Source organism: Streptomyces sp. NPDC001843 (genome assembly GCF_042891955.1).
In the GTDB taxonomy this organism is placed as follows: Bacteria; Actinomycetota; Actinomycetes; order Streptomycetales; family Streptomycetaceae; genus Streptomyces.
The window spans coordinates 386,507-412,233 of record NZ_JBIATQ010000005.1; the positions used below are offsets into that span (position 1 = coordinate 386,507).

Annotated in this window: 20 protein-coding genes and 1 pseudogene; 7 read left to right on the top strand and 14 right to left on the bottom strand. The window is 69.1% G+C overall.

Annotated features, from left to right (window positions below; all coding sequences use genetic code 11):
* Positions 1–65: 65 nt before the first annotated feature.
* Together ACFYZQ_RS16015 and ACFYZQ_RS16020 are read left to right on the top strand one after the other, a co-directional pair.
* Positions 66–707, top strand: coding sequence for a nucleotidyltransferase domain-containing protein (locus ACFYZQ_RS16015; protein ID WP_389147140.1), 642 nt, complete (start codon positions 66–68; stop codon positions 705–707).
* Positions 708–736: 29 nt separating this feature from the next.
* Positions 737–1,426 (top strand): annotated as a pseudogene (locus ACFYZQ_RS16020) (transposase); the annotation flags it as partial.
* Positions 1,427–1,465: 39 nt separating this feature from the next.
* Here the strand turns inward: ACFYZQ_RS16020 and ACFYZQ_RS16025 are convergent.
* The 10 genes from ACFYZQ_RS16025 to ACFYZQ_RS16070 form a co-directional block, all read right to left on the bottom strand.
* Positions 1,466–2,488: a branched-chain amino acid ABC transporter permease gene (locus ACFYZQ_RS16025; RefSeq protein ID WP_389147143.1), complete on the bottom strand. Its 1,023-nt coding sequence runs from the start codon at positions 2,486–2,488 to the stop codon at positions 1,466–1,468.
* On the bottom strand, positions 2,485–3,348 hold the full coding sequence (locus ACFYZQ_RS16030) for a branched-chain amino acid ABC transporter permease (protein ID WP_055542293.1): 864 nt from the start codon (positions 3,346–3,348) through the stop codon (positions 2,485–2,487). Before ACFYZQ_RS16030 ends, ACFYZQ_RS16025 begins: the two co-directional genes overlap by 4 nt.
* Positions 3,349–3,403: 55 nt before the next feature.
* Positions 3,404–4,606 carry an ABC transporter substrate-binding protein gene (locus ACFYZQ_RS16035; RefSeq protein ID WP_389147147.1) on the bottom strand — a complete coding sequence of 401 codons (1,203 nt, stop codon included), beginning with the start codon at positions 4,604–4,606 and terminating at the stop codon, positions 3,404–3,406.
* A complete protein-coding gene (locus ACFYZQ_RS16040) occupies positions 4,603–6,147 on the bottom strand; it encodes an ATP-binding cassette domain-containing protein (RefSeq protein WP_067246261.1) in 1,545 nt (514 codons plus the stop codon). The genes ACFYZQ_RS16035 and ACFYZQ_RS16040 overlap by 4 nt, the downstream gene beginning before the upstream one ends.
* 983 nt (positions 6,148–7,130) lie before the next feature.
* Positions 7,131–7,652 (bottom strand): VOC family protein, encoded by a 522-nt coding sequence (locus ACFYZQ_RS16045; protein WP_055543002.1) that lies wholly within the window; start codon positions 7,650–7,652, stop codon positions 7,131–7,133.
* A gap of 125 nt (positions 7,653–7,777) precedes the next feature.
* Complete coding sequence (locus ACFYZQ_RS16050) at positions 7,778–9,454, bottom strand: thiamine pyrophosphate-binding protein (RefSeq protein WP_055543001.1); 1,677 nt, start codon at positions 9,452–9,454, stop codon at positions 7,778–7,780.
* A gap of 30 nt (positions 9,455–9,484) precedes the next feature.
* Positions 9,485–10,249 (bottom strand): SDR family NAD(P)-dependent oxidoreductase, encoded by a 765-nt coding sequence (locus tag ACFYZQ_RS16055; RefSeq protein WP_389147152.1) that lies wholly within the window; start codon positions 10,247–10,249, stop codon positions 9,485–9,487.
* On the bottom strand, positions 10,246–11,127 hold the full coding sequence (locus ACFYZQ_RS16060) for an SDR family oxidoreductase (RefSeq protein ID WP_055543000.1): 882 nt from the start codon (positions 11,125–11,127) through the stop codon (positions 10,246–10,248). The genes ACFYZQ_RS16055 and ACFYZQ_RS16060 overlap by 4 nt, the downstream gene beginning before the upstream one ends.
* A gap of 5 nt (positions 11,128–11,132) precedes the next feature.
* Positions 11,133–12,641 (bottom strand): carotenoid oxygenase family protein, encoded by a 1,509-nt coding sequence (locus tag ACFYZQ_RS16065; protein ID WP_389147155.1) that lies wholly within the window; start codon positions 12,639–12,641, stop codon positions 11,133–11,135.
* Positions 12,642–12,675: 34 nt separating this feature from the next.
* On the bottom strand, positions 12,676–14,145 hold the full coding sequence (locus tag ACFYZQ_RS16070) for an aldehyde dehydrogenase family protein (protein WP_389147158.1): 1,470 nt from the start codon (positions 14,143–14,145) through the stop codon (positions 12,676–12,678).
* 867 nt (positions 14,146–15,012) lie between these two features.
* On the opposite strand from ACFYZQ_RS16070, the gene ACFYZQ_RS16075 reads away from it, so the two are divergent.
* From ACFYZQ_RS16075 to ACFYZQ_RS16090, 4 genes are all read left to right on the top strand, one after another.
* On the top strand, positions 15,013–15,507 hold the full coding sequence (locus tag ACFYZQ_RS16075; protein WP_389147161.1) for a VOC family protein: 495 nt from the start codon (positions 15,013–15,015) through the stop codon (positions 15,505–15,507).
* A 25-nt stretch (positions 15,508–15,532) separates the two neighbouring features.
* Complete coding sequence (locus tag ACFYZQ_RS16080) at positions 15,533–17,188, top strand: bifunctional 3-(3-hydroxy-phenyl)propionate/3-hydroxycinnamic acid hydroxylase (protein WP_351483709.1); 1,656 nt, start codon at positions 15,533–15,535, stop codon at positions 17,186–17,188.
* On the top strand, positions 17,185–18,030 hold the full coding sequence (locus tag ACFYZQ_RS16085; RefSeq protein ID WP_389147165.1) for a fumarylacetoacetate hydrolase family protein: 846 nt from the start codon (positions 17,185–17,187) through the stop codon (positions 18,028–18,030). The genes ACFYZQ_RS16080 and ACFYZQ_RS16085 overlap by 4 nt, the downstream gene beginning before the upstream one ends.
* Before the next feature lie 65 nt (positions 18,031–18,095).
* A complete protein-coding gene (locus ACFYZQ_RS16090) occupies positions 18,096–18,881 on the top strand; it encodes an IclR family transcriptional regulator (protein ID WP_067246250.1) in 786 nt (261 codons plus the stop codon).
* Between the two features lie 186 nt (positions 18,882–19,067).
* On the opposite strand, the gene ACFYZQ_RS16095 is transcribed toward ACFYZQ_RS16090, so the two are convergent.
* The 4 genes from ACFYZQ_RS16095 to ACFYZQ_RS16110 all read right to left on the bottom strand — a co-directional run bounded on the left by ACFYZQ_RS16095 (position 19,068) and on the right by ACFYZQ_RS16110 (position 23,710).
* Positions 19,068–19,790 carry a transposase gene (locus tag ACFYZQ_RS16095; protein WP_389147168.1) on the bottom strand — a complete coding sequence of 241 codons (723 nt, stop codon included), beginning with the start codon at positions 19,788–19,790 and terminating at the stop codon, positions 19,068–19,070.
* Positions 19,791–19,880: 90 nt separating this feature from the next.
* Positions 19,881–21,995, bottom strand: a complete 2,115-nt coding sequence (locus tag ACFYZQ_RS16100) for a hypothetical protein (protein WP_389147171.1) — start codon at positions 21,993–21,995, stop codon at positions 19,881–19,883.
* 192 nt (positions 21,996–22,187) lie between these two features.
* Positions 22,188–22,526, bottom strand: a complete 339-nt coding sequence (locus ACFYZQ_RS16105) for a helix-turn-helix transcriptional regulator (protein ID WP_079078746.1) — start codon at positions 22,524–22,526, stop codon at positions 22,188–22,190.
* Complete coding sequence (locus ACFYZQ_RS16110; protein WP_234359978.1) at positions 22,523–23,710, bottom strand: site-specific integrase; 1,188 nt, start codon at positions 23,708–23,710, stop codon at positions 22,523–22,525. Before ACFYZQ_RS16110 ends, ACFYZQ_RS16105 begins: the two co-directional genes overlap by 4 nt.
* 552 nt (positions 23,711–24,262) lie before the next feature.
* Between ACFYZQ_RS16110 and ACFYZQ_RS16115 the strand changes: the two genes are divergently transcribed.
* Positions 24,263–25,498, top strand: coding sequence for a PP2C family protein-serine/threonine phosphatase (locus ACFYZQ_RS16115; RefSeq protein ID WP_099054838.1), 1,236 nt, complete (start codon positions 24,263–24,265; stop codon positions 25,496–25,498).
* Positions 25,499–25,727: the final 229 nt, after the last annotated feature.

Here is a 25,727-nt window from a genome sequence, read left to right on the forward strand (position 1 = left end):
GCCGCTGGCCTGTTTTATCGATCTTGGCCTGGGGCTCCCTTGGAGACCGCTGATAGATTCCTGCGGTGAGCGAGCAACTGCCCAGCGGCGGGATTGAACTGTCACCCGGCGAGATCGACGCCCTCCACGTCAAGTGGTCGTCTTGCTGGACCCCGAGTGAGGTTGCGCAGCAGTTGGCCGGGATCGGCACGCCCTGGTACGTGGCCGCGGGCTGGGCGCTGGACCTCTTCCGTGGCAGGCAAACGCGCGCTCATGGGGACATCGAGATCGCGATTCCGGCCGCGCGCTTTCCTGAGGTCCGCTACCGCTTCCCCGGATACGTCTTCGACGCGGTAGGCAGTGGCCGGATCTGGGAGGACGCCATACCGGAGGTGCTGGCCGCCGTACATCAGACTTGGCTCCGCGATCCGGCCACCGGCAACTACCTGCTCGACGTGTTCCGCGAACCGCACGACGGCGACACCTGGATCTGCCGACGAGATGAGAGGATCCGGCTTCCCTACAGCGACGTCATCCACCGCACCCGAGACGGCATCCCGTATCTGGCGCCCGAACTGGTCCTGCTGTTCAAGGCAAAGCACGCCCGTCGCAAAGATCAATCAGACTTCAACGCGACCGTCCCACACATGTCCCCGGCTCAGCGCGAGACCCTGGCCGAGCTACTCGACCGCGTACACCCGGGGCACCCCTGGATTGCGGATCTGTAGCTGGCTCCCCGAGGAAGCCAGTCTGCGCCGATCTCCTCGGCCAGGGCGTCGGCCTGCTCGACTGCTCCCGCCGCCTCAACCTGGCCCTGAAAACCGTCAAACGCTACGCCCGCATGCCCGAACCCCAGGCCCTGCGCATCGCCCCGCCTACCGGCCCACCCTCGTCGACCCCTACCGCGAGCACCTGCGCCGGCGCCGTGCCAAAGATCCCGCCGTCCCGGTCACCCACCTCCTTGAAGAAATCCGGGAGTTGGGCTACACCGGCAGCGCCAATCTGCTGGTCCGCTACGTCAACCAGGGCCGCGCCGAAGGCGACCGCCCGTCACCACCCCACGTCACGCCAGCCGCCTCCTGCTCACCGATCCCGAAAACCTGCGCCCGAAGGAAACGGCCCTGCTGGAGAAGATCTCTGCGGCCTGCCCGGAGATGACCGCACTCGCCGATCTCGTACGCGGCTTCGCCACCCTGCTGAAACCAGCCGAGGGCAACGACGTGAAACTCATCGGATGGATCACGACCGCCCGGGCCATCGGCCTGCCTCACGTGCGCAGCTTCACCAATGGTCTCGAATCGACCGGGCCGCCGTGAACGCCGGCCTCACCCTGCCCTACCACAACGGCCGCACAGAAGGCGTCAACACCCGCACCAAGAGGATCATGCGACAGATGCACGGACGCGCCGGATTCCACCTCCTCCGCCACCGCATCCTCCTGCCCTGACGGCTACTCCGCGTTACCATCGACTACGGGCCAGAGCCGTTAAGGTTGACACACCCTCTGGGGGCTGCTGTCAGAGCCGGTCTCCGCAGTGGCCGGCGAGACCCGCCGACGGGCGGCCGGGAACCGTACCGCGCGGCAGACGAGGGGCCAGACTCCTTGCGGGGCGAACCGCACGATCAGGACCAGCAGGAGACCTTCGATGACCAGGGACAGCGTCTGCTGGTCCTGGAGCAGACGGGTCAGCCCGTAGTAGACGACACCCACGCCGACGACAGGTCCGAGCACGGTGCCCGCGCCGCCGACCACGGACATCAGGACGGCGTTCAGGCTCCAGTTGACGCTGGCCACGCCGTCTGGGGAGATGACGACAAACTGGAAGGCGATCACTGCTCCGGCCAGCCCCGTGAGCGCGCTGGTGGGGACCAGTGCGGCGAGCCGGTGCCAGTAGACGGACACACCGAGGCCCGCAGCGGCCGGCTCGTTGTCGCGTACGGCGGTGAGCCGCAGTCCGAAGGCGCTGTGCCGGACGTAGAGCGTGAGCGCCATGGCCAGGGCGGTGACGAGGACCGTGATCTGGTACAGGTTGCCGCCGCTGGGGATCCGCTCCGTGGGGAGAGTGAGGCCGCTGGCACCGCCGGCCCAGTTCCAGTTGCTGAGCAGGGCCTGGATGGCGATGGAGACGGCCAGGGTGCCCACGGCGAAGTAGTCGCCGCGCAGCCGCAGCAGCGGTACGGCGAGCAGCAGGGCGAGCAGTGCCGCGCCGACGCCCGCGCCGAGGAAAGCGACGGGCCAGGGCAGGCCGGTGTGGACCAGGGTCAGGGCGGTGGTGTAGCCGCCGGTCGCCATGAACGCGGCGGCGCCGAGGGAGATCTGGCCGCTGAAGCCAGCGAGGACGTTCCAGGCCTGGGTGATGGTCAGATACGTCAGCAGGGTGACGCTCAGGTCCAGCTGTCCCAGGGAGAGCGCCGGGGCGAGCGCAAAAGCGGCGACGGTGAGGGCCGCGAGGGAGGCCGCGGGCCACAGGGCCTTCGATGCGCCTGTTGGGACGGACGGGGTTTTCATCCGGTGGCCGCCTTTCGGAACAGGCCCTGGGGGCGTACGGCGAGGACGAGGAAGAAGGCGAGGTAGACGACGACGTCGCGCATGCCGCCGCCGAACAGCTGGACACTGGCCGACTGCAGGACGCCGAGAGCGATGCCGGCGAGGAGGACCCCGCCGACGCTGCCGATGCCGGCCAGGGCCATCACGGCCATGCCGGTCAGCAGCAGTGGCAGCCCGCTGGTGGGAGTGAAGCTCTGGGCGACGCCGGTCAGGACTCCTCCGGCTGCGGCCAGGGCCGCGGCTCCGGCGAAGGTCATGGCGTACACCGTCGACACGTTGATGCCGAGCACGGCGGCGGTGGCCGGGTCTGCCGAGGCCGCCCGGACCGCGCTTCCGGCACGCGTACGGGTCAGGACGAGGTGGGTGGCGGCGCACAGGACGGTGGTCAGCGCGAAGGCAATGAGATAGATCGTCTGGATCCGCAGGCCGAGGACGGAGATGCCCGAGTCGGCGTAGGAGGCGGGCAGACTCTTGGGGTGGGTGCCGAACACGCCCTGGAACAGTGCCTGGGCGAGCAGGGACAGCCCGAAGGTGCCCACCAGCGGCGCGCTCTTGTCCCCTCTCAGGAGAGGGGTGAGCAGATACCGCTGGAGGGGATAGGCGATCAGGGCGACGCCCGCCATGGCGAGGGGCAGGGCCAGCAACGGGTCCCAGCCGGAGTCCACCACCAGCAGGGATGCCAAGTAGGCGCCAGCGATGACGAGTTCGCCGTGGGCCAGGTTCATCAGGCCCAGTACGCCGAACACCAGGGAGATGCCTAGTCCGATCAGGGCGTAGAGGCCGCCGGAGAGGATACCGGCGGCCAGGACGTCGAGGGTCACGATGTGCTCCGTTCGTTCACGCTCGTGGCGGGTCGTGGCGCGCTCATGCCGGGCCTCAGCCGAGCCCGGTCAGCGAGGCGAGCGGGGAACCGCCCTTGGCCGGCCAGACCTGCTTGATGGCGCCGCCTTCCCATTGACCGATGAAGGTGGGGGTCACGCTCTTGTTGTCCACGAACTTCACGGGGCCCTGCGCGGAGACGGTGGTGCTCTTGGCCAGTGCCTTGTTGATGGCGTCGGCGTCGGTGCTTCCGGCGGACTTGATGGCGTCCAGGAGGATGGTCGCCTCGTGCAGTCCGAGGGCGACCGAGCCGAGGTCGGTGAGGTTGGTGTACTTCTTGCCGTACTTGCTGACGATGAGGTTCGTCTCCGGCAGGCCGGCCGTGTCGGACCAGTTCAGCTGGACGAGGGTGCCGTCGCCGAGCTTGCCGAGGGAGCCCCAGCCGGGCGTCTGCGCGCACTGCACGCCGACGGCGACCTTGGGCTTGTAGGCCAGGGCTTTCATCTGCTTCCACATCGCGAAGCAGTCCGGAGGGGCCATGGCTGCGATCAGCACCTGCGCGTGCGAGGACTTCCCGGCCTTGATGACGTCGGAGAAGTCGGTGGTGCCGGTGGGGACGGCCTTGGTGGCGGCGATGGTGAAACCGGCCTTCGTGCCGGTGGCACCCCACAGCTTGCCGGTGGATATGCCCTGTGCGTCATTGTTGGTGACGATCAGCGTCTTCTTGTCGGTCTTGGCCCCGGTGGCGACGGTGTAGAAGTCTTTGGCCCCGTCGGCGAGTGACTGGAAGGAGTCCCAGGTGTAGCCCTTGCCCTTGGGCAACAGCTCGACGGGGAGGGCGCCCATCACCAGCGGCACCTTCAGCGCGTCGGCCTGGCCCTGCATGTCGATGTTCTGTTGGCAGCACGAGCCCAGCAGCCCCACGACGTGGTCCGTGAGCGCCAGGGAACGCACCTGCTGGACCATGGTGTTGGTGTCAGTGCGGTTGTCGAGCACCTTCAGCTCGACCTTCCGCTTCTTGCCGCCCACTTCCAGGCCGCCCTCGGCGTTCACCTTCTGCACGGCCAGGAGGTAGCCGTCGCGGATCTGGTTGAGGACGGTGGTGCCGGACAGCGAGATGCTGGTCCCGATGACGATGGGGCCGCCGTCGTCGTTCTTGCCGCCGCTGCTGCTCGAGGCGTTGCCCGCACAGCCCGCGGTCGCGGCTAGCAGTGCGGCCGCGCCGAGTGCGTGGATGCGGCGGGTGGTGGATCTGATCACGAGAGGTCTCCTTCGGATGCGCTGAGCGGATGGGGAGCGGAGGGGACGGGGGGTGGGGAGGAGCCGGCGGCGGATGCGTCGTCGGCGGTGCCGAAGTAGGCGGCGTCCAGGGCCTGGTCGCTGAGCAGGGCCTCGGGGCTGCCGCTGTAGGAGACACGTCCGCGGGAGAGCACGACGGCGTGGTCGGCGATGCCCAGCGCCCGCTTGACGTTCTGCTCCACCAGCACGATCGCGACGCCCTGGGAGTTGATCTCGGCCAGCGCCCTGTACAGGGCGTCGATGGCCACCGGTGCGAGCCCGAGCGAGATCTCGTCGCAGATCAGCACCTGAGGGTCGGCCATGAGGGCCCGTCCCACGGCCAGCATCTGCTGCTGGCCGCCGGACATGGTCCCGGCCGGCTGGTCGGCGCGTTCGGCCAGCACCGGGAAGATCGCGTGGACACGCTCCATACGACCGCGTACCTCATCCCTGGCCAGTGCCAGCGGGGCACCGAGCATCAGGTTCTCGGCGACGGTGAGGCCGGTGAAGATACGGCGGCCTTCCTGGCAGTGGGCGATGCCCAGGCGCGCCCGGTGGTGGGTGGCCATGCCGGTGATGTCCTGGCCGAGGGCGTGCACGGATCCCGACCTCGCCTCGACGGCGCCCATGATCGTGGCGCACAGAGTCGACTTGCCGGCCCCGTTGGCACCCAGCACGGTCACAATCTGCCCGGCCTGGACGCGCACCGAGAAGTCCCGCAGTGCGAGCATGTCGCCGTAACCGGCGCTGACCGATTCGAGAGCGAGTACAACAGCGGCATCCGATGCCGTGGGGGTGGCCGCACGTCGGGCGGCAGGCGTCCGCGTCTCGTCGCCGTCGCCGAGGTAAACGGCACGCACTTCCTCGTTGGCGGCGATCTCGGCGGGTGCGCCCTCGGCCATGGGGCGGCCCCAGTTGAGGACCAAGACACGGTCGACGAGTTCTCGTACCACCCGCTCGATGTGCTCGACCAGAAGCACGGTGATGCCCTGGGCGTGGACCTGGCGGATCAGGTCGATCGCCTCGTCCAGCTCGCGGCCGACGAGCCCCGCCGCGACCTCGTCGAACATGAGCAACCGGGGACGGGTGGCCAGGGCCCGCGCCACCTCCAGTCGCTTCAGGTCCAGGACCCGCAGGGAGTCAGCGGGACGGGACGCCTTGGTGTCCAGTCGGCACTGAGCGAGGATCTCGTCGATCTCGTCGGAGTGCAGGTGCGGTCGGCCCGCCATGGCTCCGATGCGTACGTTGTCCCGGACGGTCAGTCCGTGGAAGGGCCGCGGGACCTGGTGGGCCAGCGCGACACCGGTGCGGGTGATGCGGTGCACCGGCATCCGGTCCAGTCGCTGCTTTCCCAGCCAGACCTCGCCCTCGGTCGGGCGGTGAACTCCGGAGATCAGTTTGAGCAGTGTGCTCTTGCCCGCGCCGTTGGGACCGATGACAGCGACTGCCTCTCCGGACGCCACCGAGAGGTCGACGCCGTCGAGAGCCGTGACACCGCCGAAACGCTTGGCGAGTCCTCGCACCTGAAGAGGGGCTCCGGGCGAGGTGCCTCGCAGGGTTGCGGACGAGGCTGCGGTACGAGGTTCGGCCCCTGGCGGGGACGACACATCGGCATCGCCACCCCCGGCGTGGGGGGTCGTCTCAGCATCCAGTCTGTTCATGCCGTGACTCCTCACCGCCGCGCCGGGAATGCCCCCGATGTCACGCGGCGAGTGGTTGACCGTAACTTCCGCGAAGCGTACGGTCCCTCATGTCGAAACGCTAGTCCTAATTTACGGGACATTCAGAAGAGGTGCGTCACCACCACCGAGGGTCGCGATGTAGGGTCGGCAGGCAGCGCATCGGCGCCGTAACGGGCCGCCGACTGGCCGACGGATCCGACAGACGGTCCGGGGTGCTGGCTTCCAGGCCAAGGGATACCGGACGATAGACGCTTCGATCTGCGGCCGGCACGTCATCGCACGGCACAGGCGGTTATCCGGCACCACCCCCTGTGGGGGACACTGCGATCCCGCGCATCGCCAGAGGAGGCGACTCCCCGGTGGCCGCCAGAGCCTCTCATTGATGCTAGAGAGGTCCGGGTTATCAGGAGCAAGGTCCGGTCTTTCAGGATTACTTGCGAGCGCGCCCGCGGAACTCGCGCCTGGAGCGCCTCGCCAACCTGCGGCCCTCGCCTCAGGGGCGCGCCTCAGCCCTCGTGGTCGCGCAGCGCCTTCATGCCGCCGGCCCACCTCTTCGAACTCACCTTTACGGGTGGACGAATTCCGATGCAGCCGTCCCGCACATCGCTTGCCGCCGTCCGGCTGCCCCTCGTCCTGGCCGCGGGTGCGGCCGCTTCCTTCGCCGCCGCCGACGGTTCCGGCGGCACCTCGCAGCCGGCCGCCCAGGACAGCTCCGGGGGACGGCGTCGGTCAGACCTGGCCGGCCGACTACGGTGACGACACCGTCTTCGGTCACTTCGCCGCAGAGCTCACGTTCACTTCGGCGAGCCGGATGAACGGGAGGCTCACCGGGGCCGACTGACCTGGCCGAGGGATTCCCTGTACATGTCGGTGAAGGCTTCGTTGAGGCCCGGGCTCGCTTCGATGAGCTCGGTCATGCCGGGAAGGATGTCGCGGGTGTCGAAATAGGCGACACGGGAGTCCGACCCGACGGAGGCCGTGAACACGGTTTCGTACCCTCTCCGGTGCATCGCCTCCACCGCCTCGTCGAAGGCGGTCGTGGCGTAGCCGAAATGGTGGAAGCCGTATCCCCGTTGGGTGATCACGTCACGATGCACGGACGGCAGGTCGTCGACGGGCTGGATGAGTTCGTACTGCATGTGCCCGCCGAAACCGAGCGCCACGTGCGCGCGTGCCTGGGCGGGTTCACCCCGGTAGCGGGGATTCTCGCCCGCGAAGTCGCGCAGGACCGTCCACGGCCCGACCCGGAAGCTCTCGCTGAACCGAGCCATCGCCGCGTCGAGGTCCTCGACGACGAACGCCATCTGGATGAGGCCGTCGGTCGGTTGGCCGAAGTCGAACAACATGGCAAGTCCCTGATGAATCGTGAGCCGGCACAGTCGACCGGCTCCATGACGTATCGGAAGCGTGGTCCGCTCCCGGCCGCTGTCGCACCACTTCCCGCGCTGCGGGCGTGGTGGCAGGGGCACGCTCAGAACGGGCTGCCGCCCATGATCACCCGTTCCTCCGGCGGGATCGGGTCGAGACTCACGTGCACCTCCACGCAGGACGGCCGCCCGCTCTGCAGAGCCTTGGCGAGGGTGGGCGCGAGTTCGTCGAGTGTGCGGACCTGGTGGCCGTCCGCACCCAGCGCGATCGCGGCGGCGGCGTAGGAGCCGTTCTCCAGCCGGTTGTTGACCACCCTGTCCTTGCCGTGAATGATCTCCTGCGCATGCAGAGTGGCGCCCCACGCCCGGTTGTTGAGCACGACGACGACCGCTCCGAGCCCGGCGCGCACCATCGAGTCGAACTCGCCGAGGCTGTAGCCGACGGACCCGTCACCGGTCACGAGCACGACGTTCGTGTCACGAGCGGCCGCCTGTGCTCCCAGCGCTACTCCCATCCCGACTCCCATGGAGCCGAGATAGCCGTGGCAGAGGAACGCGGACACCGGCGTCTCGGAGATCGTCTCCGACAGCCAGAGGTAGGTGAGCGCGCCGTCGGCGACGACCACCGACGACTCGGGCACCGCCGCGGCGATGGCGCGTACCGTGTCGTACGGGTGGATGCGCTCGTCGTGGACGACCTGCGCGGCCACGGCCTCGCGCCGCCGCTGAAGATGCGCCCGCAGGGTGTTCCGCCAGCCCGCCAGATCCGGACCGGTGGCCTGCCCGGCCGCGAGTTCCCGGTTGAGATCCTGGAACACGGGCAGCGGATCTGCGGCGACCGACAGCGCGACCGGCTGCAGGAGTCCCAGCTCGCCACCGGAGGGATCGATCTGCACCACCCGCGCGCCGCGCGGGATCAGCGCACCCGAGCCGTGCGCAGTCGTGAGGCCGAACCGGAGCCCCGCCATGATCACCAGGTCGGGCTCTGCTCCGGACGGCAGCCCGTTCAGCCCCTGCAGCAGACCGAAGTTCACGGGGCTGAGCGTGATCGCGCCAAGGCCCTCGTAGTCCGACATCAGGGGTACGCCGAGTCGCTCGGCGAAGGCCCGTAGCTCGGCGTCGGCGCCGGATCTCGGCACCTCGGATCCGGCGATGATCACGGGCCGCCGGGCCTCCGACAGCATCCCGAGGATCTGCTGCGCCCCGGCCTGTGAGAGCCCGGGCCCATGATCGGCCCCGTTCAGGAGTTCCGTCGCCAGGTCGGGCAGGTCGATCTGCTCGGTCAGCACGTCCCAGGGGATGTCCACGAGCACCGGCCCGCGGGGCGCGGACAGCGCGGTGCGGATCGCGCGGGCCAGGATGCGGGGGATCAGCGACGCACGTGTCACCCGGTGCGCCCACTTGGTGACGGGCGTCGCGATGGCAACCTGGTCAAGGCCCGCCTGCAGGGTGTTGGTCTGGTCGTCGGCGAGCGGTCCGGACGCGGCGAGGTAGAGCACGGGAGTGCGGTCCAGGTGTGCGTTGGCCATCGACGTCACCGCGTTGGTGAACCCGCCGCCGGCAGTGAGCAACGCGACCCCGAGGGCATTGCGCACCCGGGCGTAGCCCTCCGCCGCATGGCCCGCGTTCATCTCGTGCCGCACGTCCACGATGGGCAGCCGATGGTCGAGCGCGGCTTGGTACACGGAGTCGATGTGCGCGCCGTTGATGCCGAACATCCGGTCGACACCGGCCTGTTGGAGGATACGGACGACGAGGTCGCCGCCGGTCACACGAGTCATGGATGCTGCTTCCTTTCCTGACGCCGGGCGTCAGACGCAGGTTTCGCCGCCGTCGACGGCCATGACATGGCCGGTGACGAAACTCGACTTCGGTGAAGCGAGCCAGTACGCGGCTTCGGCGACCTCCCGCGGCTCGGCCACGCGGCCGAGCGGGGTCCCGGCGGCGACGGCGGCGGCGTCGAGGTTCTCGTGTTCCTCCAGGTGCCGCAGCATTCCGGTGCGGGTGATGCCCGGGGCTATCGCGTTGACGCGGATCCCGTGCCGGCCGTGCTCGGCGGCCGCGGACCTGGTCAGCCCGACGATGCCGTGCTTGAAGGCGGAGTACGCGGCCCCGCCACCGGGGTTGCCCACCAGGCCGGCGACCGACGAGGTGTTCACGATCGCGCCGTGTCCCTGCCGCACCATGACGGCCAGCTCGTGCTTCATGCACAGCCAGACGCCACGCAGGTTCACCGCCTCGGACAGCTCCCAGCTGTCGCTGCTGAGCTGCTCGATCGGGCCGACCGGCGGCGCGATGCCCGCGTTGTTGAACGCGGCGTTCAGGGCACCGTAGGTGTCGACCGCCGTGGCCACCATGTTCTCGACCTCTTTCTCGACCGAGACGTCCACCTGGACGAAGACGGCCTTGCCGCCGGCCGCGGTGATGGTGGCGACGGTGTCCGCGCCGGATTCGGAGCGGTCTGCCGCGACGACGGAGGCACCGCGCTCGGCGAACAGCTCCGCCGCCGCCCGCCCGATGCCCGAGCCGGCACCGGTCACGAGCACGACCGAGCCCTCCATGTCGTGCGTCGTCACTGTCGGGCCTCCGCCGCGGTCAGGATCTCGTCGTAGATGGGGTTGGCGAGGACCGTCCTCTCCACCGCGGCACGGCGCGGGTCCCCCTGGTCGGTGGGGACCGATGCGAGGATCGCGTCGAACCGGCGGGCGAGCAGTTCCCGATGCTCGGCATGCGTCAGCACGTAGAGCCTTTCCTCTCGGATCGCTTGCAGGACCCGCTCGCCGACTTCCCGCGGCTGAATCGCCGTCTCGTGCAGATCGGCCTCCGCGGTGGCGCCCGGCGCGTGCGGCCGCGGCTCGCCGGGGGGTGGCGGTCCCTTGTGGATGTTGGTTCGGACGATTCCCGGCGTCAGGACGGAGACGTTCACCGGGGTGTCCCAAAGTTCGGCTGCCAGCGCCTCCATCAGCCCCACCACACCGAATTTCGCGGCCACGTAGAGCGCTCCGGGTGTGCCCAGCAGACCGCCGATCGACGCGGTCGAGACGATGTGCCCGGGGCGGCCGGAGGCCAGCATGCGCGGCAGGAAGGTCCGTATGCCGTTGAAGACGCCCGTGAGGTTGATGTCGAGCACCCAGTCCCACTGTTCGAACGTCGCCTCGGCCACCGGTGCGAGGAATCCGACGCCCGCGTTGTTGACCAGCACGTCCACGCCGCCGTAGCCACGGTCGAGTCGGTCGGCGAGGGCGGCGAACGCCTCCCGGTCGCGTACGTCGAGCTCGATGGCCTCGGCCTTGCCGATGCGCGCGAGCTCGCGTTGCGCGCTCTGAAGCGTCTCCGGGACGACTCCGCAGATGATGACGTTCATTCCGGCGTGGCACAGCGACTGTGCCACGCCGAGACCGATCCCGCTGTCTCCGCCGGTGATGAAGGCGGTCTTGCCCGCGAGGTCTCGCATGGCCGTCAGTCGTTGCCGCGGTGGACGGCGATGGCGCGGTCCAGGGTGGCGTGGTCGGCCCAGCTGCCGTGGAAGCCGAAGGGCACTCGGCTGGGGAGCTTGACCCGGGCCAGCGGGGTGCGGCGCAGGTCGGCGGCGTCGTGGATCAGCAGTTCGCTGAGGTTGGTGCTGCGATTCCACCACAGGGAGAGCAGGTAGCCGTCGTCCTCGGCGCGGGCGTTCTCGCGGGCGACGAAGACCGGTTCGCCGGGGCTGGTGAGGCCGTCCGGGCCTTCGACGACCGTGGTGCGGTCCAGGAGGTAGTCGTGGCGGGCCAGTCCGTCGGACATGATGTCGTCGGCCAGGCCGCGAGTGGTGACGAAGTAGCCGTAGCGGTTGGGGCGGCCCGTGTACGCGTCGTTGATCTTGGGGAACTCCCCGAGGACGCCGCTGATCATCTCCTCGGTGGCTTTTCCGGTCGCCAGGTCGACGCGCCACCGGTAGGGCTGGGCCGGGGGGAACCACTCGTGGGAGGTCACCGGTGTACCGATGCGGTCGATCGGGGTGCCGAGCCGGCTGATGCGGTGGCCGTCGATGACCAGCCGACCGTCCTGCTCGTAGGCGTTGAAGAAGTGGGTGTTGGCCCAGTGGCCGCCGAGCTCGTGCCAGGTGACCTCGTGGGTGTGGCGGTTCATCAGGACGATCTGCACGCCGTGTTCGAGGGAGTCCTCGTCCCAGACCACGCCGGGCCTGCTCTGCGCGACCAGGTCGAGGCGGAACTGGGCCGGGGTGACGAAGAAGACGGCGTAGGTGTCGCTGACGGTGAAGTCGTGCATGAGGACCGGCACACCGATGTCGAAGGAGTGCGAGTCGATGATCTCGGCGGTCTTCACGTCGGCGCGGTACCAGGTGATCGTCGGTCCGACGGCGGCGAAGAACAGCATGTCGCCGCTGTCCGGGTCGGTCTTGTAGTGGCCGGTGCACAGCACGTCGATGCCGCCGTGGAAGTCGTACGTGCCAATGGTGCGCAGGGTCTCGGGGTCCAGCGCGTGCGGCAGTCCGCCCTCGAAGTAGACGATCAGGTGGTCGTCGAAGAGGCCTGCGTTGATGTTGGCGACGTTTTTGGCGGGCGGGGCTCCCTCGGGCAGTCGAGCGGGAGTGCCGCCGTTGACGAAGCCGCTGTAGATCGCTTCTCCGGCCTCCACCTCGACCTTCATCGAGTCGGTCTCCACCCAACGTGTGCGGTAGGCGGCCCGGCCCTCGCGCAGGTAGATGCCGCACACCATGCCGTCGCCCTCCCACCAGTGGTAGAGGTCGGTGTTGCGGGGCTGAAAGCGGGGGTTGGAGGAGACGCGGAACAGCGCGCCCGCAAGGTCGGCCGGTATCTCGCCGTCCACCTCCAGGTCATACCCCTCGCTCTCCTCCGTCCAGGGCGCGAAGGGTCCGTTGAGGAATTTGTTGTCGGTGGGCCAGTCGGCTCTCGCGTCGGCTTTCCGCGTCTGCCGGGGGACGACGGTGATGGGGTCCATGGGCATGGAACTCTCCGTACAGCTTTGGGGGTTGGGGTGGTCAGAAGGGGTACTGCGGGAGTTCGCCCCGTACGGTGACCCACTGCTGTTCGGTGAAGGCTTCGAGGTTGGCGGCGGCGCCGCCGTGGCGGGATCCGGTGCCGGAGTCGCCGACCCCGCCGAACGGGATGAGCGCCTCGTCGTTGACGGTCTGGTCGTTGATGTGGACCAGCCCGCTGGGCACGCGTTCGGCCAGGGCGAGGCCCTTCATGACGTCCCGGGTGAGGATGCCGAGGGACAGCCCGTATTCGGTGCCGGCGGCCAGGCGGGCCGCCTCGTCGAGGTCCTGGAAGGGGACGACGGGCGCCACGGGGCCGAAGATTTCCTGTGCGTAGGCGGGTGCGGTGAGCGGTACGTCGGTGAGCACGGTCGGCCGGTAGAACAGGTCCTCGTAGGTGCCGCCCGCGGCCAGCCGGGCGCCCGCCTCGACCGTCTCGGTGACGATGCGGTGGATGTTGTCGCGCTGGCCGGCGTCGATGACCGGTCCGAGGGCGACGTTCTCACCGACCGGGTCGCCGACCGGGAGCGCGTCGGCGTGCTGGGCGAGCAGGGCGGTGTAGTCGTCGGCGACCGAGGTGTGCACGAGGTGGCGGCTGCTGGCCATGCAGATCTGGCCGGCGTGCACGAAGGATCCCCAGGCGCCCACCGAGGCGGCCTTCTCCAGGTCGACGTCGTCCATGATGACGAGCGCGGAGTTCCCGCCCAGCTCCAGGTGGACCCGCTTGAGGTGCTCGGCCGCGGCGATGCCGATGGCGCGTCCGGCCCGGGTGGAGCCGGTGAAGGCGATGACGGGGATCTGCGGGTGTTCGACGACGGCCGCGCCGACGTCCGCGCCGCCGGGCAGGACGTGCAGCAGACCGGGCGGCAGACCCGCCTCCTCGAAGACCCGGGCGAAGACGACACCGCCGCTGATCGCGGTCCGCGGGTCCGGCTTGAGAACGACCGCGTTGCCCAGGGCCAGCGCCGGAGCGACCGCCCGCATGGCCAGGATGACCGGGACGTTGAACGGGGCGATCACCCCGACCACGCCGACAGGGACACGGCGGGAGAAGGACAGCCGCTGCTGCCCGGAACGCAGCAGCTCACCGTAGGGCGCCCCGGCGAGGGCGGCGGCCTCGTGACACTCCTCCGCACCACCGCTGGTGACCTGCAGGGCGGCGAACGGCCGGATCGCTCCGGACTCGCGCATCAGCCAGGTCTCGATCTCCTGCTGGTGCTCCTCGAAGAGACGCGCGGCTCGGCGCAGCACGGCCGCGCGGTCCGAGTACGGCCGAGCGGCCCACTCCCGCTGGGCCCGCACCGCCTGCTCCACCGCCTTGTCCACGTCGGCCCGCGTGGCAGAGCCGACACGCGCCAGTCTCTTGCCCGTTGCGGGCTCGACGGCGTCGTACACCTCGCCGGAGCCGCTGATCCACTCGCCCGAGCCGGAGAAGATGCGGCCGTCCCAGGTGCTGCTGTCCAAAAGCGTCATGGTGTCCCGTTCGAGTAGCGCGTCGTGACGCGAAGGTTATGTGTCGTATCGCGAAAATTGTGTTGCGCGGTGTCTCAGGTCACAGCCGTGGTCTTACCTTGCGGAAGGCTCCAGACAGAGCCGGCGCACCCGGTCCGGCGGCGAAGATCAGCAAGCCGACCACGAGGTACGTGAAGTCGATCTCGGCTCCCCCGACGCCGTTGGGGCCGAGGACACCGGTGTTCCAGCCCGACGATCAGCAGGACGCCGACGGCGATCTCGAACACCGGGGGGCCCGCTCGGCAGGCCTGGTACCGGCAGCCCGAGAGGCTGGAGGACGCCGACCTTCCAGCCGCCAAGGTGAGGCCGAACTTGTAGAGGCCGTGCAGGACGAACAGCCACCCGGTCACGGCCCGCGGAATCAGGAGCGCGACGCCGTGCAGCCCGGCCGTCCGGGACGTGGTGCTGCGATAGAAGCGGAACACGGGGATCTCCTCGGGGTGAGTCGGGCCCGCGGGTCGGTGGACGGCCGTGCTGCGGGCGCCCGCGCGGGTCACGGCCGGGCCTTATCGGTCAGTGACTTCGCAGTGCCTCGACGGGACGTCGATCCCGGCGAGCAGCCCGGACGACGGTGGCCGAGCTGGCTCGCCCGGCATCGGAATGGGCCATGAGGCGCGCCTCCAGTAGTGACTTCAGCGGTCCCGGCAGCTCCCAAAAGCAGTGCCGACGTCCCGCTTATTCGGACGTGTATCTCGTTATGCAGGACGCTGCACTGAAAGGGCGTGTGACGTCAAGAGGCAGACGCTGTTTCCTCGCGGTTGACCTCGGCCGCCTGGAGATCTAACGTCCTGTAAAACGAAACCTTAGTCCTGCAAAAGGAGACGCATCATGGTTATAACCGGACTGGGGCACACCGGCTTCTGGGTCGACGACCTGGAGAAGATGCGCGACTTCTACGAGCGGGTGCTGGGTCTGACCGTCACCGACGAGGACGAGGAGAAGGGCATCGTGTTCTTCTCCTCGTGCCCCGAGGAGGAGCACCACGAGTTCGTCCTGCAGCGGGGCCGAACCGCACCCGCCGGTGCCAAGCTGACCCACCAGGTGTCGTGGCGCGTGGACTCCCTGGAGTCGATCATCGACTTCCACCACCGGTTCCGCGCCGAGGGCATCGAGGTCCAGCAGGAGGTCACCCACGGCAACGCGATCGGCATCTACTTCTTCGACCCCGAGGGCAACCGCAACGAGGTCTACCTCCGGCTGGAGCGTGATGTACGCCAGCCGTTCCGCAAGACCCTCGATCTCGACCTGTCCCCCGAGGAGATCTTCGCTGAGGTCGAGCGGCTGCTGAGCGAGGGCGGCCCGGCCTACCAGCCGGTCCAGTAGCCGGCGGAACGACGGAAGGTCCCTCATGACACCGCCACCACCGGACGTGCTCGTCGTGGGCGCAGGCCCGACCGGACTGACGGCCGCCCACCTGCTGGGCTCCCGGGGCGTACGGGTGCTGCTGGTGGAACGCAACACCACCACCAGCAACGACGCCAAGGCGATCAGCCTCGACGACGAGTCGCTGCGCACCCTTCAGTCGGCCGATGGTCTCGACGAGGCCGTCTACCCGATCCTGGTGCCGGGCACCGGGACGAGGTACTTCGGCATCGGTGGGCGAATGCTCTTCCACGCCCGCGGCACCAGCGACCAGCGCTACGGACATCCCTTCAAGAACCCCTTCGCCCAGCCCGACCTGGAACGAGTGCTGCGCGAGGAACTGCGCCGCCTCCCCACCGTCGACGTCCGCTTCGACACCCGCCTGACAGATGTCGTCACCCAGCATTCCGACCTGGTGCGCGTCATGCTGCGTACGGGCGGGGAGGACGGGCCGGTCGAGAAACTGGACGTGTCCTACGTCCTCGGCTGCGACGGCGGCCGCAGCACCCTACGCGACCTGCTGTCCATCCCGATGCAGGGTCGCAGTTTCCCGGACGTGTGGCTGGTGGTCGACACTCTTCAGGACACGCACGACCAGCGTTTCGGCATGCACCACGGCGACCCCGACCGCCCCGTCGTCATCGTCGCAGGACGGGACGGACGTTGCCGCTACGAGTTCCGCCTGAAGCCGGGCGAGTGCGACGCCGGCACCCCGCCGCCGTTCTCGTTGGTGCGCGAACTCCTCGCGCCCTACCGGGAGATCACATCCGAGCAGGTCGAGCGCGCGGTCGCGTACAGCTTCCACGCGCTGCTGGCGGACCGCCTGCGCGACGGCCGCTGCTTCCTGCTCGGCGACGCCGCGCACATGATGCCGCCGTTCGCGGGGCAGGGCCTCAACTCCGGTGTCCGGGACGCGGCCAACCTCTGCTGGAAGATCAGCGAGGTCCTGGCGGGCCGGGCGAACGACAGGCTGCTCGACACCTACGACACCGAGCGGCGTCCCCATGCCCGGGCCGTGATCGACCTCTCCGTACGCCTCGGCCGGATCGTCATGACCACCAGCCGCCCCCGCGCCCTCCTGCGCGACCTGCTGATACGCACTGCCATGTACACACCACCCGGACGCCGCTACCTCACAGAGATGCGCTACCGCCCCGACACCCGCGCGACATCGGGCGCCGTCGTCGGCATCGACGGACCGGGCCGCGGGCTCGTCGGCACGATGCTGCCGCAGCCGCGGGTGCTGCGGGGACAGGACCACCACGTCATACGGCTCGATGACGTCTTGGGACAGGGCTGGAGCCTGCTGGGGGTCGGCGTGACCGACGCCGACTGGACCGCCGTAGCACGGACCGGTCTCCCGGACGCCGTCTCCGTGGATGTCCTCCTGGACGACCGCGCACCGCGCGACCGTGCCGGCCGGGCAGAGATCGCCGACGCCGACGGTCAGCTGGACGCCCTCTTCACCGGGTTGGCCGGGCACTTCGTCCTCGTACGCCCCGACCGTCTGGTGGCCGCCGTGTTCACCCCGGATAAGGCCGAGTACGTCGACGCGAAGCTTCGGCACTTCACCTCCCCCTTCCCGGCCCTCACCATTCCCGACCCCGAGATCCAGCCTGATTCCCCAGGAGTACGCCGATGAGGCTCAGCACCGTCCGTGTCGCCCACGACCACGGGACCGCCGCCGCCGCCCGGCAGGACGGAGACGAACTCGTCCTGCTTCCCTTCTCCGACGTCGGCGCGCTGCTCGCCGCAGGAGACGACTGGCCGCAGCGGGCGGCCACCGCGGACAGCGAGCGCCTGCCCCTGGCCGAAGTGTCGCTCGCCCCGCTCGTCCCTCACCCCAACAAGATCATCTGCCTCGGCCTGAACTACGCCACCCACATCAAGGAGATGGGCCGCCCCACCCCCGCCCACCCCACCCTCTTCGCGAAGTACGACGGTGCTCTCATCGGCGCACACGACGACATCCACATGCCGCCCGTCAGCGACGACCTCGACTGGGAGGCCGAGTTGGGGGTGGTGATCGGACGCCCCGGCCGTCACGTGCCGCGCGAGAAGGCCCTGGAGCACGTCGCCGGATACACGGTCGCCAACGACGTCACCGTCCGCGACTGGCAGCACCGCACCAGGGAGTTCCTCTCCGGCAAGACCTTCGAGGCCACCACCCCGGTCGGCCCCGTCCTCGTCACCACGGACGAACTCCCGCTCGGCGCCTCCGGTTTGGACATCTCCTGCAGCGTCGACGGCCACACCATGCAGAAGTCCAACACCGCCGACCTGCTCTTCGACGTCGCCGACACCATCGCTTACGTCAGCACCATCATCACGCTGCTGCCTGGCGACCTGATCCTCACCGGCACCCCGGGCGGCGTCGGCGCCGGCCGCGACCCGAAGGTCTTCCTGCGCCCCGGACAGGAACTCGTCACCGCGGTCGAAGGCATCGGAGAGCTGCGCAACACCGTCGTCAAGGACCGGCTGTAGACCGGACAGGCGGGCGGATGGGCGCGGCCCGCAACGGCCCGCGACCATCCGCTACAGTGTCTCGCATGTCAGGAAACGCGTCCCCCAGTTACCGCGACCGCAACTCCACGGCCGACCGGGCACTCGACATTCTGGCCATGTTCGACGACGTCCACCTCGTCATCTCCGGAACCGCCGTTGCCGATCACCTCGGCGTGGCACGCTCCACCGCCTATCGCTACCTCCAGAGCCTGGTGAACGGGCGCTTCCTCGAAGAAGCCCCCGGCGGCGGCTTCCGGCTCGGCCTGCGGGTGCTGGAGATCGCCCGGTTGGCCCGCCGCAGCTACGGCCTCTCCGAGGTCGCGCAGCCGTCGATGGAGACGCTTGCCGAGGACGTGCACGAGACCGTGCTGCTGACCCGGCGCACCGGGGACCTGGTGGTCTGCGTCGACCGCGCGGAAAGCACCCGCGCGGTGCGCATCTCCTACGAACGCGGCAGCGCCCTGCCCATCAACGCCGGCGCCTCCGCCCTCGTCCTGCTCGCCTGGAGCCCCGAAGAAGAAGCCCGCAGACTGCTGGAGAACGCCGTACTGCGCCGCTTCACCCCGGCCACCCTCACCGACGTCGACGCCCTGATGGAACGCCTCGGCCGGATCCGCCGCCTCGGCTACTCCGTCACCCGCGGCGAACTCGACCCCGACGTGGTTGGCATCGCTGCCCCGATCCGCGACGAGAACAAACAAGTCGTCGCCGCAGTCAGCGTCGCCGCCCTCGCCTCCCGGATCTACCCGGAAGCCGAGACGGAGATCGCCCAGAAAGTCCTCACCACAGCCGACGAGATCAGCGACCGGATGGCAGTCGTCGCGGGATGACCCCGCCCGCACGGTTGGCGCACGGCCCCGAACCGCGCTGGAGGAAGTTCTGCCACCAGCCGCTGGGCAGCGCATGACGCCCCGGCACCTTGTCGGCACCCGCTGGACTGTGGGCGGTCCCCCGCTTCGGTGAGGCGCCGCTGTGGATGTGCGGGTCCCAAGGGGCGGAGATCGCCCCACTTCGGGTTAATTTCCAACACCTTTGCCCACACATCCCCCAGCGGTCGTCCAACGCTGCATCGGTGTCCTGCCAGCGTTTGACCAACAGGGGGAGTGCGAGGGCAGATCGGGAGTTCCGGGGGAGAGACCTGCTCCGGCACCCCAGCGGCGCTCGGCGGTCGGGCCTTGTCGGTGATCGTGGAGATGGGCTCCTTCGTGGTCGTCATCCCGTAGGTCTGGGCGAGGTGGGAGACGATCTCGCCGGAGGTCAGGCCCTTTGCGGTCAGCGGGATCACCAGGTCGTCCAGCGCGCCGGTGCGGGTGCGCGGGCAGCATCCGGGGCCGGAAGGTGCCCAGCCGGTCTCTGGGGACCTGCACCGTCACCGCGCCGACCTCCGTCATGACCTCCTTGGCCTGGTAGCCGTTGCGCATGTTGCCGCCCGAGCGGGACCCGCGCCCGCTGGTCCGGCCGGCCTCGGCGGCCAGGTGTTCGTCCATCTCGGCTTCCAGGGCGGCCTGCATCAGGTGCTGGGCCAGCTCGGGCAGCAGTCCACCGTCGCCCATCAGCCGCAGCCCTTCCCCGCGGACCTTCTCAGCCGCGAGCGCGGCGAGCTCCTCCAGCAGTTCGCTGGACAGACCGTTCGGCGATACCGGCATCGACTTCACGTCGGCACCCTCAACACTGCTGGCGGCCACGGCAAGCGACACGCTGCTGGAGGTCTCGATCCGGTGATCCATCGTCGTACTCATCAGGTGACTCCTTCGTGGAGGCTCACACCTGATTCATGACACTCCCGGTCAAGGCATGCGGCTGTAGAGGGGCTGGACAGCGCTGCCCGGTCAGCGGATCCGGGGCAGCGCCTTGTCGGGATGCGCGGTGTGGACGTAGCGGACAGCGGTGCCTGGATGGATACCGAACAACTGCACCAGGTGTACGGGATCGGCGGTTTGTCGGGCCTCGTCCAGTACTCGGTCGCTCCACAGCTGGCGAGGGGTGATTCCGGTGCGGTCGAATGCGTGGCGCAGGGCGCAGTAGCTGACGGGTGGGAGGGCGGGGTGGTGCGCTGAGTGCGTCGTGACCAGCAGGTGTGGATTGGGAGAGGCGGGCCACTGCTGCTGCCGCTCGTGGAGCCAGTCGTCCACCAGGCGGCGGGTCAGTGTGTCGAGGTAGACCGTGTGCGGCTGTCCACGCAGGCGAAGGTGGAGAGTGGCGTGGGCGAGGTCGAGCGCGGTCAGAGGGAGCTGGGCGACGTCGGTGACCTTGATGGCGTGGACGGCGACCAGGCCGACGGCCAGGCGCCCCATCGCGCTGTCGATCACGTCCAGCAGGCCGCGCAGCCGGTCGCTGGGAAGTGGTTCGGGAAGGCGCACGGGTGTGGTGAGGGAGAGCCTGGCGAGCGGGTTCGCGAAGACGACGCGTTCTTGTTTGAGGGCGCGGAAGATGCTGAGCAAGACGTGGTGGACACCGCGGGCTTGGTGTCCCCGTCGGTCGCTGAGCGCGGACGTCACGTCCCCTGTGGTGATCTGCCGCAGATCCAGCCCGTCCTGGCTCCAAAGGGTCAGGACCGGAAGCACGACGTTCAGGTCGCGCCGGATGCGTGTGTAGTCGGCGGGAGGGTGGGGCCGGCGACCTTCTCCCCGGCGGACGGCGATCCACGTCCGCACCTGGCCAGCCATGGCGTCGGGAAGCCGTTGGAGCTTGTCTTCGATGGCCTGGCGGTGGCGGGCGTCCATGCGGGCCTTGTCCAGGCGGGCAAGCGAAGGGGCGGCGGCTGTTGCCCGCTGGCGGTCGGGTTCGAGCAGGCCGCGCTCGTGCAGAAAGAACACGATCCGGTGCAGGGAGACTTTCGGCCCCAGGGCCGCGAGCGTCCGCACGTCCCGCTCGGCGATGGGTTCCGCCATGCCGGTGTAGGCCAGCACGCGGTGCAGGAGCTCGATGGAGTGGGCGTGATTCTGCTGTCCCCCGGCTGTGGCGGGAAGACAGACCGTGAACTGCTCCAGCAGCACTACTGCTTCGGAGCTGAGCGGCGGCAAGGCGCCGTGAGGCACAGCGTGAACGGCTCTCCAATCGCGTGGGACGGACAGTAGGGTGGTTTGCCCCTGGATCACGTGATCACAGGTGGACAGCGAGGCGGCGTGACCGTCGTGCTCCACGGCCGGCGTCAGGGGCGGCTTCGCTGTCTTGCCCACCAGCTGGTGGGCAAGCGATCCGGCGAAGGTGAGCTGGGTGAAGCCCGCGGGCGTCGGACGCACGTTTCGCACGAACGCCAGACACCCACGACAAAGGCCCTCTTTCGGGTGCACAGGCAGGCCGTCGCGGGCGCAGCGGGAGCACCGGCCCATCGAGCGGTGCTCACCACGATGCCAGCCGACGCAGGCATTGCACAGGCGGGTGGTGATACCCCAGCTGCCGCAATCCGCGCAGCCTGTCACGATGCCGGCGGGCACTCCCTTACGGTGCGGGCGCATCTGGTCGGTCACCTGCGTCGGGCCGTGCCACAGGCCCGCGTATTCCAGGACTTCCTGTGCGGCGGCCGCACCGAACTGCATCCCGCGGCCCTGGTCGAGGATCTCGCGCGAGACCTTCCTCTCGCCCTCGGCATCCCGCACAGCCAGCGCCAGACGCAGCCGCTGCCCCACCTGCGCACACCACTCCCGGCCCACGCCGCGCTGCCGCGCCAGCACCAGCGTGTGCTGCTTGAGCGCCTCCTCCTCGGGCCAGCGCCTTCCGGCCAGATCGACCAGTTCCGGCGCGCCAAGCCGGCGGAGCACTGGGAACAGCACCTGCTGTCCGGGCATGACCGCCGGCAGCACACATCGGCGGGACTCCAAAGGTCGTTCAGCGGCCAGCCGGCCCAGGCGCCAAGCCTCCCGCGCCGCGCCGGGAAACAGCAGCCAAAGCTGTGTCGGAGCCGGAAAATCGAGCACGGTGTCTGTGGCCTGTTCGTCGCGCACGCTCAGCACGCACCCGCGGCACAGTCCGTCCTGACCGAGGTGCTGTTGGTACCGGCAGCGGGGGCACACCCCGCGCTGCGGGTACTGGCGACGCCACAGTTGGCACCCGCGGCACCGCCAGCTGCGCCGGGACGAGCCCGGGGCCAATGCCAGGCAGTCCTCGCACTGCCTCATCCGCTCCATTCGCGCGGCTCAGTTCGGGGGCTGCAGGCGTCGCGGGCCATCGCGTCGCGGCATCGGACGCACCGGGCCAGAGCCGCCTTCTTCACCTGCGGCCGCCCGGGTAATTACCCCCGCCTCCCCAGCGCCGGTGGCGGCCGGTTCGGCCTCCAGGAGATCGGCCACCGTGCATCCCAGTGCCTGACAGATCAGATCCAGGTCTTCCAGCCGCACCGTGACCGGCGTGCCGCCCCACAAGGCGGACACTTTGCTCAACGACGGGTGGAAGCCAACCCGTCGAAAAGCCACCAGCAAGTCCGTCGGACGCCAGATGTCCTGCCGCGCCGCCACCCAGCGCAGATTCCATTTCACCGAAGGCTCCCTGTGTCTGCCACCAGCCGCTGCCCTGCCCGTTCGGCCGACGCCCGCCGCGCCGCCTGTTCCGGATCGCCTTGCGCTGTCAGGAGATACCGGACCGTGGTCGTACTCCACCAGTGGCCCAGCAATCGCTGCACCTCCCACAGCGACATCCCCCGCTCATAGTTGTGCGTCGCGCACGCGTGACGCAGCAAATGAGGAAACAACTCATCCACCGGGCCGGGAAGATGTGCTGCCGAGGCCGTCCTCAGCGCCCGTCGGAACGTCGAGGGCACCATCTTCGGTGCGACCGGCATGTTCAGCGCTGCCACCGCAACGGGCAACCGCTCGGAGGGGAATAGTGGCGCCGAGGGGTGCTCAGGGTCATCGCGGAACAACCCGCGCACCTCCTCCACGTACCACCACAGCAGTTCCCGCCCCTCTTCGAACATAAAGGCCTCGCGCTGCCGTGGCCCTGACCCGCGGGCTCCCTTGCCCTGCACGAGGAAGCGGCCCCACTGGCCCGACTCCCAGTGCACATCGCGCATGCACACCCCGCACAGTTCCGCCGCCCGTACCCCCGACAAATAGGCGATCTTCGCCATGACATAGTCGCGGCACGCGACCGCCTCCTTGCGCGCCTGCGGCAGGGCACGCCGCCACGCGGCGAAGAACTCGCGCATGGCCTGCTGCGACGGCGGCACCCGCAGCCCGAAGTCGCCACGGTGGCGTGGCCGGTTGAACGGATCGACGGGTGACTCCACGACCACGCCGAAACGACGGCTGATCTCACCGGCATACCGTTGCTCAAGGAACGCGAAGTACCCGTCGATACAGTTGATCTTGCTGCGCACGGTGGAACGCGCCCGCTTGCCCGGTCCGGCGAAGTAGCGGTCCAGGTCCCGCGGCTGCAGGCGCCACGGTGCGAGATCCAGGTACTCACAGATTTCGATCACGGGCTTCACGAGCTTGTCGACCGATTCCGGCACCAAGCCTGCGGCATCGCGCGCCCACTGGTACTCGGCGAGCGTGTCGAAGAAGTAGTCCCGCTCCGACATCCCAGTCCGCTCGCCTCGAACACGATGCAGCTGGAAGACCTCAGCCAGACCGGCCCCGCCATGCTCGTCCGTCGGCCTTAGCACCGCCGTTACGCGACGGGTTCCGGATTCATCCACGATCACGCAGATTACGAGTGCCACTCGCGGATTCTGCGAGTTTCTACGGAAAATCCAGCCACGGAGGGACATGTCGAACACAGGTCTCCGGCCTGCTAAGACGCAAGCGATCGCACTCAGAGTCCCCCCAGGAACCTGCGCGTACTCCAGTAACGAAGTGGGCGGGCCACTGCTCGGCGAGCCGGGCAGTGCCGGCACCGCGCCGCTGGAGGCGACCCTGGAGTCGCTCGAAGGCGAGCCTGCTGGATTTCCCGTACGACCAGCTCGCCGTCCAGGGCCGTCGCGTCGGCAGCTGGACCGTGCCCGGAACGAACCTCGGGGAAGGAAGGTGCGAGGTTCCTGTCCCTGCGCGAGCGCAACACCAAACGCCCGGCATCCAGAGAGAGCAGCGCTCTCCAGCGATCGTTATCCAGACTCTGGCGTGTCTCCTAGGACATGGGCCCGTCGAGCCGCTTTTGTACAGAGCAGCCGTGGCGGCCCCGTCCGCGGGCGAACGCCGGAGCGTGACTGTTCACGGATTGACGCTCACTGCGGTTATTACCAAGCTGGTGGGGGGTTGCGGAAGGGACTGCGGTCGTGAGCGGTGGACAAAGTGGGCTCACCCGATTGCTGACAGCAGCGGAGACAGCGGCGCCGGCGGACGCCGTCGACGTGATCGCGGAGGACCTGCGGCGGCGTTTCGAGGCCACTAAGGTCTCTTTCCTCATCGTGGACCTGACAGGGAAGGCGGTGGCTCGGCTGTCCACCGCTCCCACTCAGGGTGGGCGGCAGGCCGAGCGGGTTCCCCTGTTCGGCAGTGTCTACGAGGAGGTGATCCGTACCCAGCGCCTGTATCAGGACGCGACCGGCGAGGGGCAGCGGGTGATCGTGCCCGTCACCAACCGCGGGGATGCGATCGGGCTGCTGGAACTGCTCCTGCCGACCGGCCCTGGCGAGGACGTGCTCGACGCAGTCGGGGAAGCCGCCCACATCCTGGCCTACATCGTGATCGCCAACGGCCGCTTCACCGATCTCTACACCTGGGGCAAACGGTCCAAGCCGGCCACCCTGGCGGCTGAAATCCAGTACCAGCTGCTGCCCCTGTCGCTGTCGTGCGAGGCCGCACAGTTCACCCTGTGCGGGAACCTGGAGCCCTCCGAGGACCTCAGCGGCGACACCTTCGACTACACCGTGGACCGCGACACCTTGCACGTGTCGGTGACCGATCCCATGGGCCACGACATGGATTCCGCCCTGGCCGCCACGGTCCTGGTGGGCGCCCTGCGCGGTGCCCGCCGGGCGGGCACCGGCCTGGGCGAACAGGCCCACCGGGCAGACCAGGCACTGATCGAACACGGCCACGGTCATGCCACCGGGCAGCTCCTGCGCATCAATCTCCATACCGGGCGGGCCCGGTTCGTCAACGCCGGTCATCCCTGGCCGCTGCGCATGCGCGACGGGGCTGTGGAGACGATTGCCTGCGAGGTGGACCATCCCTTCGGGCTGTCTGAGCTGACTCCCCACCCGTACCGTGTGCAGGACCTCGACCTGCGGCCCGGTGACCGTCTGCTCATGTTCACCGACGGCATGCTCGAACGTCACGGAGAGAAGGTCGATCTGCCCGCCCTGCTGGGGTGCACCCGGAATCTGCACCCGAGGGAGACCGCGCTGGCGCTGACGTCCGCGGTCCGGGACGCCGCCGACGGCCGGCTCGAAGACGATGCCACCGCCGTCTGCCTGGACTGGCACGGCCCCCAGGAGACCCAGCGGCACGTCAGCAGCGGCGCAGACACCCGGCAAGCCTCAGCCGCACGCACGAAGGACCAGTCGTGACCTGGGTGAACGGTGCCAACGCGAATGAGACATCACGAGGTGTCTGGAGAACCGTCCCACTTCTCCTCGGCGGCCCACCCATCGGGCGGCGCCGGGTCGGTGACGGGGGCCGCGAGCATCGGGTCCGGCAGCGCCCACATGCGCCATGCCTTCCACGCGGGCGCCCCTTCGTGCGGTGCTGCTGTTCCCCGTTACTCGAGTAGACCGAGTTCCCAAGCACTCGCCGGTG

Bases quoted from the DNA above. Each gene is read 5' to 3' on its own strand.
- ACFYZQ_RS16085 (WP_389147165.1), top strand. From the start codon at position 17,185: ATGAGGCTCAGCACCGTCCGTGTCGCCCACGACCACGGGACCGCCGCC.
- ACFYZQ_RS16075 (WP_389147161.1), top strand. From the start codon at position 15,013: ATGGTTATAACCGGACTGGGGCACACCGGCTTCTGGGTCGACGACCTG.
- ACFYZQ_RS16025 (WP_389147143.1), bottom strand. From the start codon at position 2,488: ATGAAAACCCCGTCCGTCCCAACAGGCGCATCGAAGGCCCTGTGGCCC.
- ACFYZQ_RS16060 (WP_055543000.1), bottom strand. From the start codon at position 11,127: ATGCGAGACCTCGCGGGCAAGACCGCCTTCATCACCGGCGGAGACAGC.
- ACFYZQ_RS16090 (WP_067246250.1), top strand. From the start codon at position 18,096: ATGTCAGGAAACGCGTCCCCCAGTTACCGCGACCGCAACTCCACGGCC.
- ACFYZQ_RS16045 (WP_055543002.1), bottom strand. From the start codon at position 7,652: ATGTTGTTCGACTTCGGCCAACCGACCGACGGCCTCATCCAGATGGCG.
- ACFYZQ_RS16080 (WP_351483709.1), top strand. From the start codon at position 15,533: ATGACACCGCCACCACCGGACGTGCTCGTCGTGGGCGCAGGCCCGACC.
- ACFYZQ_RS16065 (WP_389147155.1), bottom strand. From the start codon at position 12,641: ATGCCCATGGACCCCATCACCGTCGTCCCCCGGCAGACGCGGAAAGCC.
- ACFYZQ_RS16070 (WP_389147158.1), bottom strand. From the start codon at position 14,145: ATGACGCTTTTGGACAGCAGCACCTGGGACGGCCGCATCTTCTCCGGC.
- ACFYZQ_RS16050 (WP_055543001.1), bottom strand. From the start codon at position 9,454: ATGACTCGTGTGACCGGCGGCGACCTCGTCGTCCGTATCCTCCAACAG.
- ACFYZQ_RS16095 (WP_389147168.1), bottom strand. From the start codon at position 19,790: ATGAGTACGACGATGGATCACCGGATCGAGACCTCCAGCAGCGTGTCG.